13 protein-coding genes are annotated in these 15,038 nt (G+C 38.7%); 4 read left to right on the top strand and 9 right to left on the bottom strand.

Going from position 1 to position 15,038, the window contains the following annotated elements; all coding sequences use genetic code 11:
• Positions 1-6 precede the first annotated feature (6 nt).
• Complete coding sequence (locus PVV64_RS00530) at positions 7-1,194, bottom strand: COG4223 family protein (protein ID WP_273759138.1); 1,188 nt, start codon at positions 1,192-1,194, stop codon at positions 7-9.
• A gap of 384 nt (positions 1,195-1,578) precedes the next feature.
• On the opposite strand from PVV64_RS00530, the gene tsaD reads away from it, so the two are divergent.
• Both tsaD and PVV64_RS00520 read left to right on the top strand, forming a co-directional pair.
• Positions 1,579-2,673 (top strand): tRNA (adenosine(37)-N6)-threonylcarbamoyltransferase complex transferase subunit TsaD, encoded by a 1,095-nt coding sequence (gene tsaD, locus PVV64_RS00525; RefSeq protein ID WP_273759137.1) that lies wholly within the window; start codon positions 1,579-1,581, stop codon positions 2,671-2,673.
• Between the two features lie 463 nt (positions 2,674-3,136).
• Positions 3,137-3,553: an EVE domain-containing protein gene (locus PVV64_RS00520; RefSeq protein WP_273759136.1), complete on the top strand. Its 417-nt coding sequence runs from the start codon at positions 3,137-3,139 to the stop codon at positions 3,551-3,553.
• Between the two features lie 174 nt (positions 3,554-3,727).
• On the opposite strand, the gene PVV64_RS00515 is transcribed toward PVV64_RS00520, so the two are convergent.
• The gene (locus PVV64_RS00515) at positions 3,728-3,886 is read right to left on the bottom strand and encodes a hypothetical protein (protein ID WP_273759135.1); all 159 of its coding nucleotides are present in this window, start codon (positions 3,884-3,886) and stop codon (positions 3,728-3,730) included.
• Positions 3,887-4,152: 266 nt separating this feature from the next.
• Here PVV64_RS00515 and PVV64_RS00510 point away from each other — a divergent pair, with 266 nt between their 5' ends.
• Complete coding sequence (locus PVV64_RS00510) at positions 4,153-4,836, top strand: response regulator transcription factor (RefSeq protein WP_273759134.1); 684 nt, start codon at positions 4,153-4,155, stop codon at positions 4,834-4,836.
• A gap of 386 nt (positions 4,837-5,222) precedes the next feature.
• Here the strand turns inward: PVV64_RS00510 and PVV64_RS00505 are convergent, their stop codons facing one another.
• The 5 genes from PVV64_RS00505 to argH form a co-directional block, all read right to left on the bottom strand.
• Complete coding sequence (locus PVV64_RS00505; protein ID WP_273759133.1) at positions 5,223-5,987, bottom strand: class I SAM-dependent methyltransferase; 765 nt, start codon at positions 5,985-5,987, stop codon at positions 5,223-5,225.
• 254 nt (positions 5,988-6,241) lie between these two features.
• Positions 6,242-8,674, bottom strand: coding sequence for a TIGR02302 family protein (locus PVV64_RS00500; RefSeq protein ID WP_273759132.1), 2,433 nt, complete (start codon positions 8,672-8,674; stop codon positions 6,242-6,244).
• Between the two features lie 398 nt (positions 8,675-9,072).
• On the bottom strand, positions 9,073-10,347 hold the full coding sequence (gene lysA, locus PVV64_RS00495; RefSeq protein ID WP_273759131.1) for a diaminopimelate decarboxylase: 1,275 nt from the start codon (positions 10,345-10,347) through the stop codon (positions 9,073-9,075).
• Between the two features lie 9 nt (positions 10,348-10,356).
• On the bottom strand, positions 10,357-10,536 hold the full coding sequence (locus PVV64_RS00490; protein WP_273719713.1) for an LPS translocon maturation chaperone LptM: 180 nt from the start codon (positions 10,534-10,536) through the stop codon (positions 10,357-10,359).
• Positions 10,537-10,601: 65 nt separating this feature from the next.
• Positions 10,602-12,002 carry an argininosuccinate lyase gene (gene argH, locus PVV64_RS00485; RefSeq protein ID WP_273759130.1) on the bottom strand — a complete coding sequence of 467 codons (1,401 nt, stop codon included), beginning with the start codon at positions 12,000-12,002 and terminating at the stop codon, positions 10,602-10,604.
• A gap of 33 nt (positions 12,003-12,035) precedes the next feature.
• Here argH and PVV64_RS00480 point away from each other — a divergent pair, with 33 nt between their 5' ends.
• Positions 12,036-12,731 carry a TlpA disulfide reductase family protein gene (locus tag PVV64_RS00480; RefSeq protein ID WP_273759129.1) on the top strand — a complete coding sequence of 232 codons (696 nt, stop codon included), beginning with the start codon at positions 12,036-12,038 and terminating at the stop codon, positions 12,729-12,731.
• A 1-nt stretch (position 12,732) separates the two neighbouring features.
• On the opposite strand, the gene PVV64_RS00475 is transcribed toward PVV64_RS00480, so the two are convergent.
• Both PVV64_RS00475 and PVV64_RS00470 read right to left on the bottom strand, forming a co-directional pair.
• A complete protein-coding gene (locus PVV64_RS00475; RefSeq protein ID WP_273759127.1) occupies positions 12,733-13,245 on the bottom strand; it encodes a YaiI/YqxD family protein in 513 nt (170 codons plus the stop codon).
• Entirely contained in the window at positions 13,242-14,096 is an 855-nt protein-coding gene (locus PVV64_RS00470; protein ID WP_273759126.1) for a YihY/virulence factor BrkB family protein, read from the bottom strand. Before PVV64_RS00470 ends, PVV64_RS00475 begins: the two co-directional genes overlap by 4 nt.
• Between the last annotated feature and the right edge of the window lie 942 nt (positions 14,097-15,038).

The raw sequence follows: 15,038 nt of genomic DNA, 5'->3' as shown, positions 1-15,038 counted from the left end.
GCCTATTTACATCTTTGTTGCCTTAAAAGATCCTTGTTGCACAGATATCAACAATTTCTGAAGCAACTGATGAACAGCAATATGTGTTTCAAGCTGCTGCACAAAATCCAGCGAAACATCTTTTGCATTTTGAGGCAATGTTTGCCATTCGCTCAAAGCCTTTTCATAATCACCCCTTTGAATGGCAACTTCCATTCGCGCCGCAATTGCTCCCACTGTCATACCTTCAACATTTCCAATCGGACGCGAAACAATAAGACCTTTTATCCATGCTAAAATCCGTTCAAAAAAACCGGCATCTGATGCAACATTTTTTTGTGTAGCAACGATGCTATCTGCAATACGAGCAAAATCACTTGAAAGTTGAGCTGAACTTGGAAGACCTACAGCCGCTGTCTTTTGCAACAAATCCAGTCCATCAATCGAAGGCGATAATTGTTGTAACAGCTTTAATTCATCACTATAGGATCCACCACGCTCTATGGCATTTTTTAGGGAACTGATGGCAGTAAAGAGTGCCGTATTGATTTCTTTTTTCTCACTCTTTGTAGCAGCAATCTCTTCTTGCATAGTTTCTAATCGTTGCTTTAAGGCAGCAAGAGCACTTGCATTGCTTTGTCCAACGGACAAAGCCGCTTCTGTTTCTTTTGAGCCCTCCACAAAAGCTTGCACAGATTTTTCAAGATTATTTACTTTTTGCTCTAAAGCAATAAAAGCTTTTTTGTTTTCTTCTTGTGATGCTCCATCATTTTGAATTGTTTCTATATGTTGTGATGAAAAAGCAGCAAATTCTGCTTTCAATGTATTAATTTCTTGGAGCACATGCTCTAATTGCTTGTGTGTTTCCTCACCTTGACTTTTTGCACTTTCAGCAATTTGTAAAACTTTTTCTACCCCAGCATTTTTTTCTACAATAGAAGAAGGGAGTACACCTTTCCACTGCAGACCAATCAAAACCCCCGAAGCGATAAGACCACCCAAAATTCCTGAAATAAGCAAATAAAGCCAAGTCATATAAGACATGCACTGTTTCTGCTCATGCTTTTCACTTTGTTTCTCCATAGCATCCAATTCTGCTGGATTTTGTGTTCTTTGTTCTGAATGATGATCCACATTTTCATGTTCAATCACTGGCGTTTTACGGCGCGTCCCAGCATAATGTGGTTTCGTTTTTGGTTTTGAAGAATCTACCATTTTAATCACTTTTTGTGCACACTCTTCTCTCATGATAAAATAACAAAATGAAAAAAGCTTTAAAAAACGAAGAATTTCTCAAAGAGCATTGTTTATTTCAAACCATTTTTACTAAAGAGTATAACTTCACCGAAATTTTTAACACTGTATTTTTAGGAAAACCGTGAACCTTATAAAGTTTAATGAATACTATTTTGGAAACATATCATTATGTTATACTGAAAACACAGCTTCATTTTGAATTAACAAACCCATTATATTTAAAAGGAATGCATTTAAACGCATTTTTAGAGAGAAAATAATTGCATGAGAAGTTCTTTGCATCTTTTCCTGTCCGTGATACCCACAAAAGAAAAGAAACTTTAACAGAAGGTTTTGTTTAAAATGCGCCTGTTAGGAATAGAAACAAGTTGCGATGAAACTGCTGCTGCTGTTGTTGAATACAACAATGAAGGAAACAGTAGAATTCTTTCCAATATTGTTTGGAGCCAAATTGATCATCATGCACCCTATGGCGGTGTTGTCCCTGAAATTGCCGCCCGTGCCCATGTTGAAATTCTCGATAGTTTAATTCTAAAAGCACTCACAGACGCAAACACAAAATTGAAAGATATTGATGCCATTGCAGCCACCAGTGGTCCAGGTCTCATAGGAGGACTATTGGTAGGCGTTATGAGCGCAAAAGCACTCTCTCTTGCCACGGGAAAGCCTTTTATTGCTGTCAATCATTTAGAAGGTCATGCCTTGACAGCCGTGTTAACGCATAATGTCCATTTCCCTTATTTATTGCTGTTGGTCTCAGGTGGTCATACACAAACAATCCTTGTTCACGATGTAGGCAACTACCAGCGTTTAGGAACCACCATTGACGATGCCTTGGGAGAAGCTTTTGATAAAACAGCAAAACTCTTAGGCCTTCCTTATCCTGGTGGTCCAGCACTTGAAAAAGCCGCTTTATTGGGAGATAAAAATCGTATCCCTCTTCCACGACCTTTAAAAGGTGAAAAAAGATTAGATTTCTCTTTTTCAGGTCTTAAAACCGCTGTTCGGCAAGCAGCAACAGCCATGGCGCCTCTTACAGAAAGCGATGTTGCAGACATTGCCGCGAGCTTTCAAGCAGCCGTTACCGATACAGTGCATGATCGCGTTCATTTAGCTCTACAACACTTTATCCACCAATATCCTTTCTCTCATGAGAAAGGACAACGTCCTCCTGCTTTAGTTGTTGCAGGTGGTGTTGCCGCCAACCAAGCCATTCGATCAACATTGCAAGAGCTTGCACATCAACATGGTTTTGAATTTATAGCACCCCCTCTTTCCTTATGTACCGATAACGCGGCAATGATTGCTTTTGCTGGTGCCCAAAAGCTCGCTAGGGGAGAAACAAGCCCTCTTGATCTTGCCCCTCGCTCACGCTGGCCATTAGATGAAAAATCTGCTCCTTTAATCGGAATGGGACGCCGTGGAACAAAAGCCTAACAAAATGAATTTTTATGCTCTCCACAAAGTACAATATGAATGACTGTATGGAACATTTCATCCCAATTATTCTGACCTTTGCCATTTGAAACTTCTAAGACACAATTTTTCTATACAACTTTTTCAAAACAACCCAATCATAGATTATTTTGACATTTAAAAAATAACTGTACTTAGGCTTAATGATGTACTTTAAACTTAAGCTTTGATCCACACGCATATTTTTCTCCTAACCATTAAATAAAAGACAAGATAGTTTCACGCATTTTCATGAAACATGAATAAAAAGATAACGCATGATAATACAACAATTTTATTCTCTCTGAAAAATGAAGAAAAAAATTGATAATCTGTACTCTTTACTTCATTTTAAATGAAATGCTTGTACTTTGCAGTGCTATATAAGTGCATATAAAATACGTATGATATCTAAAATATTCACAATCCATGAAAAGGAGAACGCATGGCTTATTGGCTTTTTAAATCTGAACCTCATAAATGGTCATGGGACATGCAGAAGCAAAAAGGCACTGATGGTGAACAATGGGACGGTGTTCGCAATTATCAAGCTCGTAACAATATGCGTGCCATGAAATATGGCGATAAAGGCTTTTTTTATCATTCCAATAAAGGGCTAGAAATTGTAGGTATTGTAGAAGTATGTGCGGAAGCACATCCTGATTCTACGACTTCTGACCCACGCTGGGAATGTGTCGATATCCGTGCCGTTTGTGATATGCCAACCCCTGTTTCATTAAAACAAATTAAAGCAAACCCTAAACTGAAAAATATGGTATTGGTCAAAGCCAGTCGCTTATCAGTACAACCCGTAACAGAAGAGGAATGGAAAGAAGTTTGTTTTATGGGCAACCTAAAATAAAGAAATGCTCTCATCTTAACACAATAATCTCTGACCGCCGATTCATATGAGGCAAGAGATATTCCATAATCACCGTGCAAATGTAATACATCCTTCTTTAGGTACATAATTTTCTCATGCTCAATGCATAAATAGGGCATTTCCTCTTACCATTTTTCATTCTCCAATCAAAAATCAAGACAATCTTATAAAGCCCCTCCTCACGATACATTTTTTCAGCACTGTTCCATAAGAAAGACGTATCAAACGATTATCATTTGCGTCATCACTGGCATCGCACCAACCATCTTGCAAAGACAGTGAAAAGGCAAAACAGAGCGTGTAAAAAACCATAAGATTTGCCACAAAATCCACTCAAACAACGCATATGTGCTAAAGTGTTGCCCTATCTCCTTCATGCTAAAAGCAGAAATACCAGCCAGCCCCAAAGCACAACATACCTCGCGCACAATGACTGATTTTTCAGAAAACGACCAGAGAGCAAATAAAAGTTCTTTTTTTAGAGGCTTTCTTTTTCAATTTTCCTTGCATGCAATCTCATTTTTCATGAAACTACTCTCTATCAATCGGTGCATCAACATATCTTATAAGGAACAAAAATGAATCGCTATACCCTCTTAATTGTTGAAGAAGATAATGATCTGCGCCCTATTTTGGTAGAACAATTGCAAATGCATAAGGAATTTGTAGTCTTCCAAGCAAAAACAGCTCAAGCAGGAATAACAATAACCCAAGAGAGAAATGTTGATCTGGCTATTTTTGGACTTGAGCTATCTGATCTTGACGGCCGTAAAGCAGTCAAAAAATTACGCATCCAAGGATTTCGCGCTCCCATTATCATGATTACAAATCATGATACAGACTGCGATACTCTATTAGATCTTGAAACAGGCGCTAATGATTATGTAAAAAAACCTTTTCGTTTTGCAGTTTTATTAGCACGCATTCGCGCCCAATTGCGCCAATATCAGCAAAGTGACGATACAACTTTTCGCATTGGTCCTTATATTTTTAAACCTGGACAAAAACTCCTCATTGATCAACACAACAATGAAATTCGTCTTACAGAAAAAGAAGCCGCTATTCTTAAATACCTCTATCATACCAATGACCAAATCGTAAACCGTGAAACACTGTTAGAAAAAATTTGGGGTTATAATGAAAATATTGTCACCCATACCTTAGAGACCCATATCTATCGTTTACGCCAAAAAATCGAAAAAGACCCTTCCAACGCACAAATTCTTATTACCGATCCAAATGGCTATCGTTTAAACCTTTAACACCTTTTTAACATAAACTTCTTCAAACATGATTTTGATGCTCTCAATTTTTCTCTGCAATAAAATATAGTTGAGATTTAATGATAATATTTTAATTTTAAAGCTAATTTACCATTTTTAACTTAAATGGCAGCCTAAACAGGATAAGCGCTCTCACAACAAATCATCTTATGATGAATCTAAATAAAAGCTGTTTTTTTGCCCATAAAAAAAAGAATTTGTGCAAAGATAAAAGCCGTTTGAGACTAGGCTTTATGTGCACTCATAAACTGTCTCAATGCAAAAAACATCACAACATAAAAAACTGAAAATGAGCATGATCATGCTCATTTATACCTTGCAGCAGTTAAAGGCGATATACTCAATGGAATTTTACATGATAACTTTCATGGGAGCTTTTGTAAGATGGAATTTGGCATGAGATGGGAAGAACTCTCATAAGCTTGAGGCGATAATGCAGGAATAAAAACACGCCGCGATTGACGACGCTGTACAAGCAGACCTTGATAAACACGTTTCTGCGCCTGACACATCAAAAGTCCACCAAAATAAGGCAAAAGGTAGCGGGCAAATGGTTCATAAAAAAATGAAAAGAACCGTGAGATCGAACCAGAAGAAGGTGTATAATATACAATTTCTTGCATGGACTGAGAAACAAAATTTGTTTTTTCAAACAGGCGAGCAATCTGTTGTCGACTATAAGGCTCACCGTAACCAAACGGTGTGGAAGTATTGCGTGCCCAAAAACCAGAACGGTTAGGAACAATAACAATCAAACTCCCATTGGGTGCTAAAATCCGCCATATTTCATTGAGTGTTTCGAAAGAATTTTCTGTATATTCCAGTGCATGTACCAATAAAACACAATCAACCGAAGCATCAGGCAGCGGCAAATCCTCTTCAAAAACAAGTGCTGTAGCAACTTTCTCCGCACAAGGCCAAGGTTCAGCACCCTGAGACGCTGGCATAAAAGCAAAACAGTGTTGTGCACGTCTACGCAACACAGAAAGGTAAGGAAGTGCATATCCCAGCCCCATCACCCGTTTATCAGTAATATCAGGCCACCATAAATTTAATTGATCACACAATGTTGCCTGCACGCGCAGCCCCAGTGCCGAAGCATAAAAATCTCTCAGTGTGACTATATCCAACTCAACATACCGTGTAGAAAAAAACTTTAAACATTACAGGCCTTCCTCTACCCCATTTATATGAATTTCTGCCTTTTTTCCGCAATGTCAAAAGCTTTGAATGTTACATATTTTAAACCCAAATAACAAAACAACCTATAGAACATTTTATTGATTACAGTGGATAAGCGATTTCATTATACCCCTCATCTTTAAAGCTTGTGCCTCAACTTTTAATACGCCCTTTTTGCATCGATTAAAAGAGAACAAAGTGATTAATTAAAATGAAGTAATCTTTCAAGATAGTTTTTTTCTACGTCTAGGATATGCTCCTTACCCAAACGTCTGCGAATTTCTTCTAAAATCTGTCGTGCTCGCATTTGATCACTTTCTTGTGGTATCTTCATCCCTTCTTTTCCTTCTTGATCTGTTTTTGAAGAAAGTGGACGTCCTAATGGATCTTCAGCACCAGAAGCAGCATTTTGCTTATCTCCAGCCTCTTTAAGCATTTCACGCATTTTTTTCACAATATTTTGTGCACCTTGCCGCAAATCTTCTAAAGCATCTGACTGATTTTGCATAGATATTTGATTGTCTCCCTGCTCAAGAGCATTTCCAGCAGAATTCATTTTTTCTTCTGCCTTTTTGAAAGCATCATGCGATTCAAACCCTTGCGCAGAGAGCTCTTTTTCTAACATAGACAATTCAGACTGCAACTCAGCCTGACGTTTTTTTAAAGATTTCTTTTGCTGTTCTGGTATGTTTTCCCCACTTTGTCGTTTCTTTTCTAACTGGTGTGTTTCATTGAGAAGTTCTTGTTGGCGGCGCATTAAATCTCCAAGCTGATCCATTTTTTCTTTCATCCCTGCAGATTGGTCCTGATGCTTTTCACCACCTTGATTCCCTTTTTGAACGTGCAAATGATCAAGAGTTTGTTCCACTTCAGCCAACAACTGTTCAGCTGCTAAAGAGGAACCGGTTTTTGCCATTTCTTCAATGAGATTGAGCTTTTTTTCTAATGAGTCCTCTGAAAGATTAGGACGACGAAGATTATTATTAGGATGACTCTTGTCTTGAGCACGTTCAGCCAAAGCGTGAATATAGGTATCCATAGCTTGGCGTAAATCTGCCATCAGCCGTTCAATTTCTGCTGCTGGAGCACCATAACGAAGTGCATCACGCAAAGCAGCCTGTGCTTGTTTTAAATTTTTCTGCACAGATTCGAGCTGATTGCCTTCAATACCCAAAGCAATTTGCCATAAATAATCGACGATACCGCACAACTCATCTTCTGTCTCTGCCATAGAAAGCCTTGTCCATGCACTCTGTAAAACAAGAAAATGTGTGAAATTTTGCAGCCCATCTTTTGGACGCACGAGCAACGCCGAAAGCATATCGAGTACACGCTCCCGCATAGAAGTATCAAGAGCAAGTAAACGACGCAGTTCAATCACCGCACGCGCGACAGGATTCGAAAACACACGCTGTGGAAGTGTCATCACAAAAGTTTTGCTCCGCCCTTGTTGTCCCGCCCCATCTTCTGCCAGCAAAGTAATTTTGACTTCCGCACCAGCCCATGGATGTGCTGATACATCTTGTACCATTCGCATTTTACCCTTTCCACCACGTGGTAAAAGCAGTTTTATTTCAGGCGCCTTATAAAGAGAAAGAGTGCTTTTGTGCTGTTGTAAAAAAGGCTCTACTTCAACAAAAGCCTTTGTCACTCCATAATCATCATCCAGTTCATATTGTAATTCTAACGAACCAGTCAAAATTCGCCCTGGCTTTTCCAGCCAACGAATTGTTGGGAGCTGATCTTTAATCACCTGCAAATGCCACTTCTGTTGCTTATGCCGTGATGAAACCAATAAATCTATAGAATGTTCTAAGTGTGTTTCAAAATGAATGATTGGCTCATCTAAATCCACCTTTTCATTTTTCTTTGCAAACAAAACTTCTTGCCCATTTTTTTCAGAAATTGCTTTTACTGTAACACCAGCACCGTTAACAACACGGACAACGAGGTCACTGCCTTGAGGAATTGTCACCTGTGTTTTCTCATCTTTTGTTAAATAAAGAGGCGCAACACCAGTATAAGCAGGTGGTGTGACCCAAGCATCAATCCGCATCGATGTTTCATCAATGACAGGACGCAAATCAAATGCATCTGCCAAACGTCCACCCAGTGAGCCAAAAGAAAAACTAAAAGCGCACACACAAAGCAAGAGACAAACAGTTCTCAGAGCCAGAGGATCATAAGCCGCATTATTAAGAGAAATAAATCCTGTTTTTAAATTGGATAATTGTCTTGCCATACGACGTTGATGTTCACGCCAAACAATTGCATGAAAACCGTCATCATTTTCAGCACACAAATGATCTGTTTGAACACTTATGGGTTGATTTTTAAGACCATTGACTTGTTCAAGATGCCGATTAACGTCCCTCATTGTAGGAAAACGAAAACGTCGAAGAAAAAATAAACTTCCCACAGCCAAGCAAAACATAAGCCCAAGTAAGAGCACATGGGGCCAATAACTGAGAATGCTAAAAATACCCAACCAACTAAGCGAACAAAAAAGACTAAGAACGAGGAAAAACGGCAACAACTGTACCCATATCCGCTCAAATAAGAGGATAAACCACATAAAAATGCGCACACACAAAAGCTTTATGATTAAAAAACTTTTGATGTTTTCATTTTCCATAGACAAGTATTTTTCCCCTTGTACAGCGGTGAATTGAGATATTCATCTCCTCCTCGCCTTCAAAAACGAAGGTTCTTTAATCTCCACCAACCTGTAACCAGATTGTTTCCTCTCAGGTCAGTTTTACTTTCCAACCACTTATATGATTCAGCTCATAGGCTTACCAAGCAAATCTTGCCCTCAATATTCGTACAACTTTATACTTTTACACGTAGGTGATGCAAAAGAAAACTGCAATCAGAGAGAAAAGACATGATATTTTTAAGATGGATAAATGTACCTTCTCTCACTCTATTGAAAGAAAATATTTTATGGAATTCACAGTAAATCCCACAGAAAATACCTTTCAAAGAATAAACTTTTTCATCAAAATTGAGTAAAAATAAGACCAAAAGCACTTAACAACGCTCAATCCAATCTGGAATATGATCACATCCTATCAATTGCGCATAATCAAGACGTGGACGAATAACCGCATAACGTGTATCTTGGACAAGAACTTCCGGTATTAAAAGCCGGCTATTATAGGTGCTCGCCATTACAGCACCATAAGCTCCTGCTCCGGTAATCGCCAAAAGATCATCTGGTGCCAAAATTGGTACCTGACGATTTAATGCTAAATAATCTCCGGTTTCACAAACCGAACCAACAATATCTGCCCGAATGAGTGATGCATCTTTAGGTGTTTGTTTTACAGGGAGTACATTTTGCCAAGCATCATAAAGTGTTGGACGCATAAAATCATTCATTGCCGCATCAACAATAACGAAATTTCGTCCTTTGCCTTTTTTCAAATAAACAACAGACGTCACCAACACACCCGCTTCACCAACGATGCTCCGCCCTGGTTCCACGATAATCTTGATCCCTAAAGGTGCAATATGCTTTTTCACCAATGCTGCATACTCAAAAGGAGAGGGTATAGCATGCTGTTCATTCCCGTATGGTATGCCAAGCCCACCACCAATATCGATATGTGTTATCGTATAGCCATCACTCCATAATTGGCGCACAAAATCTGTAATAATAAGAAATGCTTCCTCAAAAGGTTTTAAATCACAGATCTGACTCCCAATATGCATATCGACACCGCAAACCTGCAATCCAGGAAGAGAGGCAGCTTTTTTATAGGCATCTCTTGCCAACAACAATGGAATGCCGAATTTATTCTCAGACTTTCCTGTAGTAATTTTCTTATGAGTCTTTGCATCAACATCTGGATTAATGCGTAGTGAAACCCGTGCTGTTTTTGCAAGCGCCACAGCGCGCCGCGACAATTGTTCGAGTTCCTGCTCTGATTCAACATTAAAACAATAAATATCTTGGGCAAGAGCAAAATCGATCTCTCTGACTGTTTTCCCAACACCAGAATAAACAATGTTGTGGGCAGGAATACCAACGGCAAGCGCGCGCCGTAATTCACCTTCTGAAACCACATCAGCTCCCGATCCATTTGCTGCTAACAGCTGTAGAATGGCTTGATTAGAATTGGCTTTGATTGCATACGCAATCAAACTAGGCATATCTTGAAATGCCTTTTTATAGTCCTGAAAGCGTGTAACCAATGCATGAGCCGAATAACAATAGAACGGTGTCCCCACATCCCGCGCAAGAGTCGAAATTGAAAGACCTTCAGCATACAGCATAGCTTGATGATAAGAGAAAAACTGCACATTTCCCTCCTACTTTATCAAACGATCAAGAATAAAAGGCTTATCTTCTTCATCTTTAGTAACAGATGCGCCTTGCCTAGACTTCTCCACATTGAGAGGTGGCATCTCCAATGATCCCTTACGTCCACATCCAACAACAACAATACCTCCCAAAAGGACAATTGTTAAATTCCTTAAAATAATTTTCATCTGCCCTTTGCTCTCCTATCGATCTTTCTTTTTATTGTATTTTGTTGGATTATAAATTCCATCCTTTAAGCTGTAACAAGATATTTTTTCCAATAACTAATCTGATAAAGCACTTCTGAGGGCGCGGTCCCCCCAAAACTTTTACGACTTTCAACTGATTTTTCAACCGTTAAAACATCAAAAACTGTTTCATTAATCTCTGCACATATGGTTTGAAGTTCACTCAATGATAAAGCATTAAGGCTGCACTGTTTTTTTTCTGCTAACGCTACAGCACGCCCCGTAATATGGTGTGCTTCACGAAAAGGGTGCCCTAATTCACGCACCAACCAATCGGCAAAATCTGTTGCCGTTGCATAACCCAAATCCGCTGCTTGCCTCATCGCTTCTTTATTGACTTGCAAATCCCCTATAATCCCTGTCATTGCTGCCAATGATAATTCGAGATTTAAGGCTCCATCAAACACATATTCTTTATCTTCTTGCATATCTTTTGAATAGGCAAGGGGTAATCCTTTCATGACCGTTAACAAACCGATGAGTGCACCATTTAGTCGTCCACTTTTGGCGCGCACAAGTTCGGCTGCATCAGGATTTCTTTTCTGTGGCATAATGGATGATCCGGTGGAAAAAGCATCCGATAAACGAATAAAATGAAATTGTTCACTTGACCATAGAATAATTTCTTCGGCTAAACGCGAAAGATGCATTGCACAAAGGGCACCAGCACTTAAAAATTCTAAGGCAAAATCGCGGTCCGAAACACTATCAATCGAATTGCGTGTTGGTTCTCGAAAGCCTAGTGCTTTTGCTGTCATAAAACGATCAATGGGAAAGCTTGTACCAGCCAAAGCCACAGCCCCTAAAGGCGATTCATTCATGCGTTTGATGGCATCACGCATCCGTGACAAATCTCGACCAAACATTTCAACATAAGCCATCATATAATGACCAAAGGTAACAGGCTGTGCCGATTGTAAATGTGTAAATCCAGGCATAAAGCTATCAACATGTTGTTCTGCTCGAACAAGCAATTGCTCTATTAATCCCTTTAAAGCTTGCGCTATTTTTTCTGTTGCCTCACGCACCCACAAACGAAAATCAACAGCCACTTGATCATTGCGTGAACGCGCCGTATGCAAACGCCCCGCAATAGGACCAATCAATTCGCAAAGCCGTGCTTCAATATTCATATGAATATCTTCCAGCTTTCGTGAAAAAACAAATGTACCATCCTCAATTTCTTGACGAATACACTCTAAACCATGAACAATTTTTTCATAATCTGTTTGCGAAATAATCTTTGTTTGCGCTAACATAAAAGCATGCGCAAGTGAACCTTCAATATCTTGCCGATAAAGTTTTTGATCAAAATCTATCGAGGCGTTAATTTCTTCCATAATGGCAGCAGGTCCTGCTATAAACCGGCCACCCCACATTTGGTTCTTTAGCTTTTCATCTGTCATACTCTAAAAACACCCCTACAAAGGATAAAAGTCATGATTCCTCAAACTGTTAGCAACCGAAAAAAGAACAATAAAAAGAAGCTCTTCATTGCATCCTTTTTTATTGCAGCCATCTTAGCTGGTCTCAGTTTATACGCCACAAAAGGCTCTTATAACAAGAGAGCGTCTTTTGTTGCCAACTTTATTTCAGAAGAGGAGAGCAAAAAGACACAGGAAGAAAAAATAACGGCGCTCCAAAAAGCCGCAAAAGGCTTTTTTAACAATATGCGATTTGCTGCTACACCCTTAGATATGAAGGAATTTTCTTTCAAAGATCTTCAGGGAAAAGATCACACACTCGCAGAATTTACCGGAAAACCAATATTGCTTAATCTATGGGCTATTTGGTGCGCTCCATGTCGCACAGAAATGCCTGAACTCGCAGCACTAAAACGTGAATTTGGTGGAGAAAGTTTCGATGTAATTGCTATTAATACCGATAAAACAGCTTCTCCTCAAAAAATTCAACAATTTTTACAGAATGTGAATGCTGACAATTTAATCTATTATCGTGATGAAACAATGGATATTTTTAACAATCTGCGAAAACAAGGGCTTGCTCTAGGATTACCTATCACACTTCTGATTGATAAAAATGGTCATCTCATCGCCTCATATAATGGTGCTGCTCCATGGGCCAATGACGACGCCAAAGCGCTTATAAAAGCTTTCATAAGAGAAGCACAATAACCTAATGACCGCGCCTTTTTAAACGTTGTATCGCTAAATCTAAAGCTGACAAAAAAGTAGAACGCTCTTTGCGACCAAACGGGCGAGGACCACCTGTCATATTGCCCTGTCCGCGCAAATCTTCCATCAAATTGCGCATTGCCAAAGCTTGACCAATAGAATTGACATCAAAAATACGCCCCGTGGGCGAAAGACAAACACCCCCAGCTCGCACAACCCGTGCTGCTAAAGGAATATCATTGGTAATAACGATACTTGCCTCATGCACATGTTCAACAATCCAATCATCTGCGCCATTAAATTCACTAGGTACAATCACTCTTTCAATAAGCTCTTCATCTGGAAGAGCCAAAAAGCGATTTGCCACCACAAATGTTTTGAGCTGATAACGATTCATCACACGGTACACTTCATCTTTTACAGGACAAGCATCTGCATCAATCAACAAAGTGATGGCAAGTTTGATTCGTTTATGGATCTCTTGACTTTCTTTCACACAAAAAGGTTCTTTCATTCATTTGAAGGTTGCAAATGCTTGCGATAAAATATAATTGCTGCGTTTATTTCACCTCCAAAAATAAAAATCGCACTTAATATATAAAGAAAAATTATGGCAACCATAATAGAGGCTAACCCTGCATAGGTAGAAATGTAATCAAACATTGTTAAATACTGTGCAAAAGCAATGGAAGCCATAAACCATACTAACATTGTCACTACGATTCCTGGTAAAATATCTATAAATTTCCGCCGTTCTGCTGGCAGCCACTTATGAACAATCAAAAGACTTACAAATAAAACCACTGCCGCGATTATATAACGCCATACACGAATAATACCGATATGTTCGGTAATGAAAAAAGAATGATTTTGCATCATTTTGATCATTAGAGGTGCTAAAATCAACAAAAAGCTGATTACCAAAAGACCAAAGGCTCCAAGAATGACAAAAAACAAACTTTGAAAACGGCAAAACAATAAACTACGTCGATCAACAACGCGATAAGCTTTATTCAAAGCTGCACGCAATGCCTCTATCCCGTTGGACGCAAAATAAGCCGCCCCAATGACAGAAAGCGTTAACACATCCCCGCGCTGAATAGTTGAAACACTGATAATTTCTTGAGACAAAGGCTCTGCAATGACATCTGGTAATAATTGCACAAGGGCTTTAATTTTTTGTGGCGTATATGTAAAAGCACCAAGAAAACGAGCAAGGGATGTTCCAAAAATAAAAAAAGGAAAAAATGCTAAAAGCCCCGACAGCGCGACATGACTAGCAAAAGCACTTCCATTATCACGCCAATAATGGCTGACTGCATCCCCAAGAATACGATAGCTATACCAAAAGATATTCCTTAACAAATCTCAATACTTTCTGGTAATATTCTTTCTTAATCTCTACAAGTTGCATAAAAATCTAAAAACAAATATTTCTTAATATAAAGGGCAATCATCAATACGGTCAAGCCTAGCTTATAGACAAAAAGGAAAACAACAAATCAAAACATTTTACGCATCAAAAGCCAAAAACGCTGAAAAGCAATAGAATTAACACATTGATATTACAAAAAACATGGGATAGATTGATATAAACCCACACCAAACAACCCATAAAATCGCAAACTTAGAGACACCACTCTCAATTATCTTTTTGCAATGTCAGAACACACTCAATAACAGCTGAAAAACAACATGAGTATCAATATATTACACAAACATAATCTAGAAATAACCACTATGCACAAAAAGCAAAGCATTGCATGATATGAAATTCTCCAACCACTTAAAAGAAGAACTCTAAATTCCGTAATTGCTTTGTGCATCCCTATGCTCTAGGGAACCATCTTGCCGCTATAAAATCTTTTGAGCCTCAGTCTCTATACCCAAACAATCGCTTATCTTTTCTCTATCAATATACTGATTTATAAAAATAATATATTGTTCTCATGCTGAATGAAAAAGCCAAAGACTTTAACATTCTCTCATTTTTACCTTATCCATAACAAATCAATTACAACTCTTCCCTTACGCATCTCAAAGAAGGCCAGCATATGGATAAAAGCCTTTAAGTAAAGAAATACACATACTCCTCATCATCTATTTTCATATAAAAGCTGTCGCAACATCGGGAGCTTGCAAATAAAATGACGATGCCAATTTATACCTTGCAGATATCAAGAGAGTGATGACAATGGATCTCTCCTAATATCGTTCATAAGCAGGTCTTAAGATAAAACAGGCAGCCACAAGAGAGATTTCCGTATAGCAATCTACCACTTAAAGGAATATCAATTTCCAGAAAAT

Source organism: Bartonella sp. ML70XJBT.G (assembly GCF_028618575.1).
Classification (GTDB): Bacteria; Pseudomonadota; Alphaproteobacteria; order Rhizobiales; family Rhizobiaceae; genus Bartonella.
Note: the sequence above shows the minus strand (reverse complement) of the source record. Positions and strands in the feature narration are given on the sequence as shown.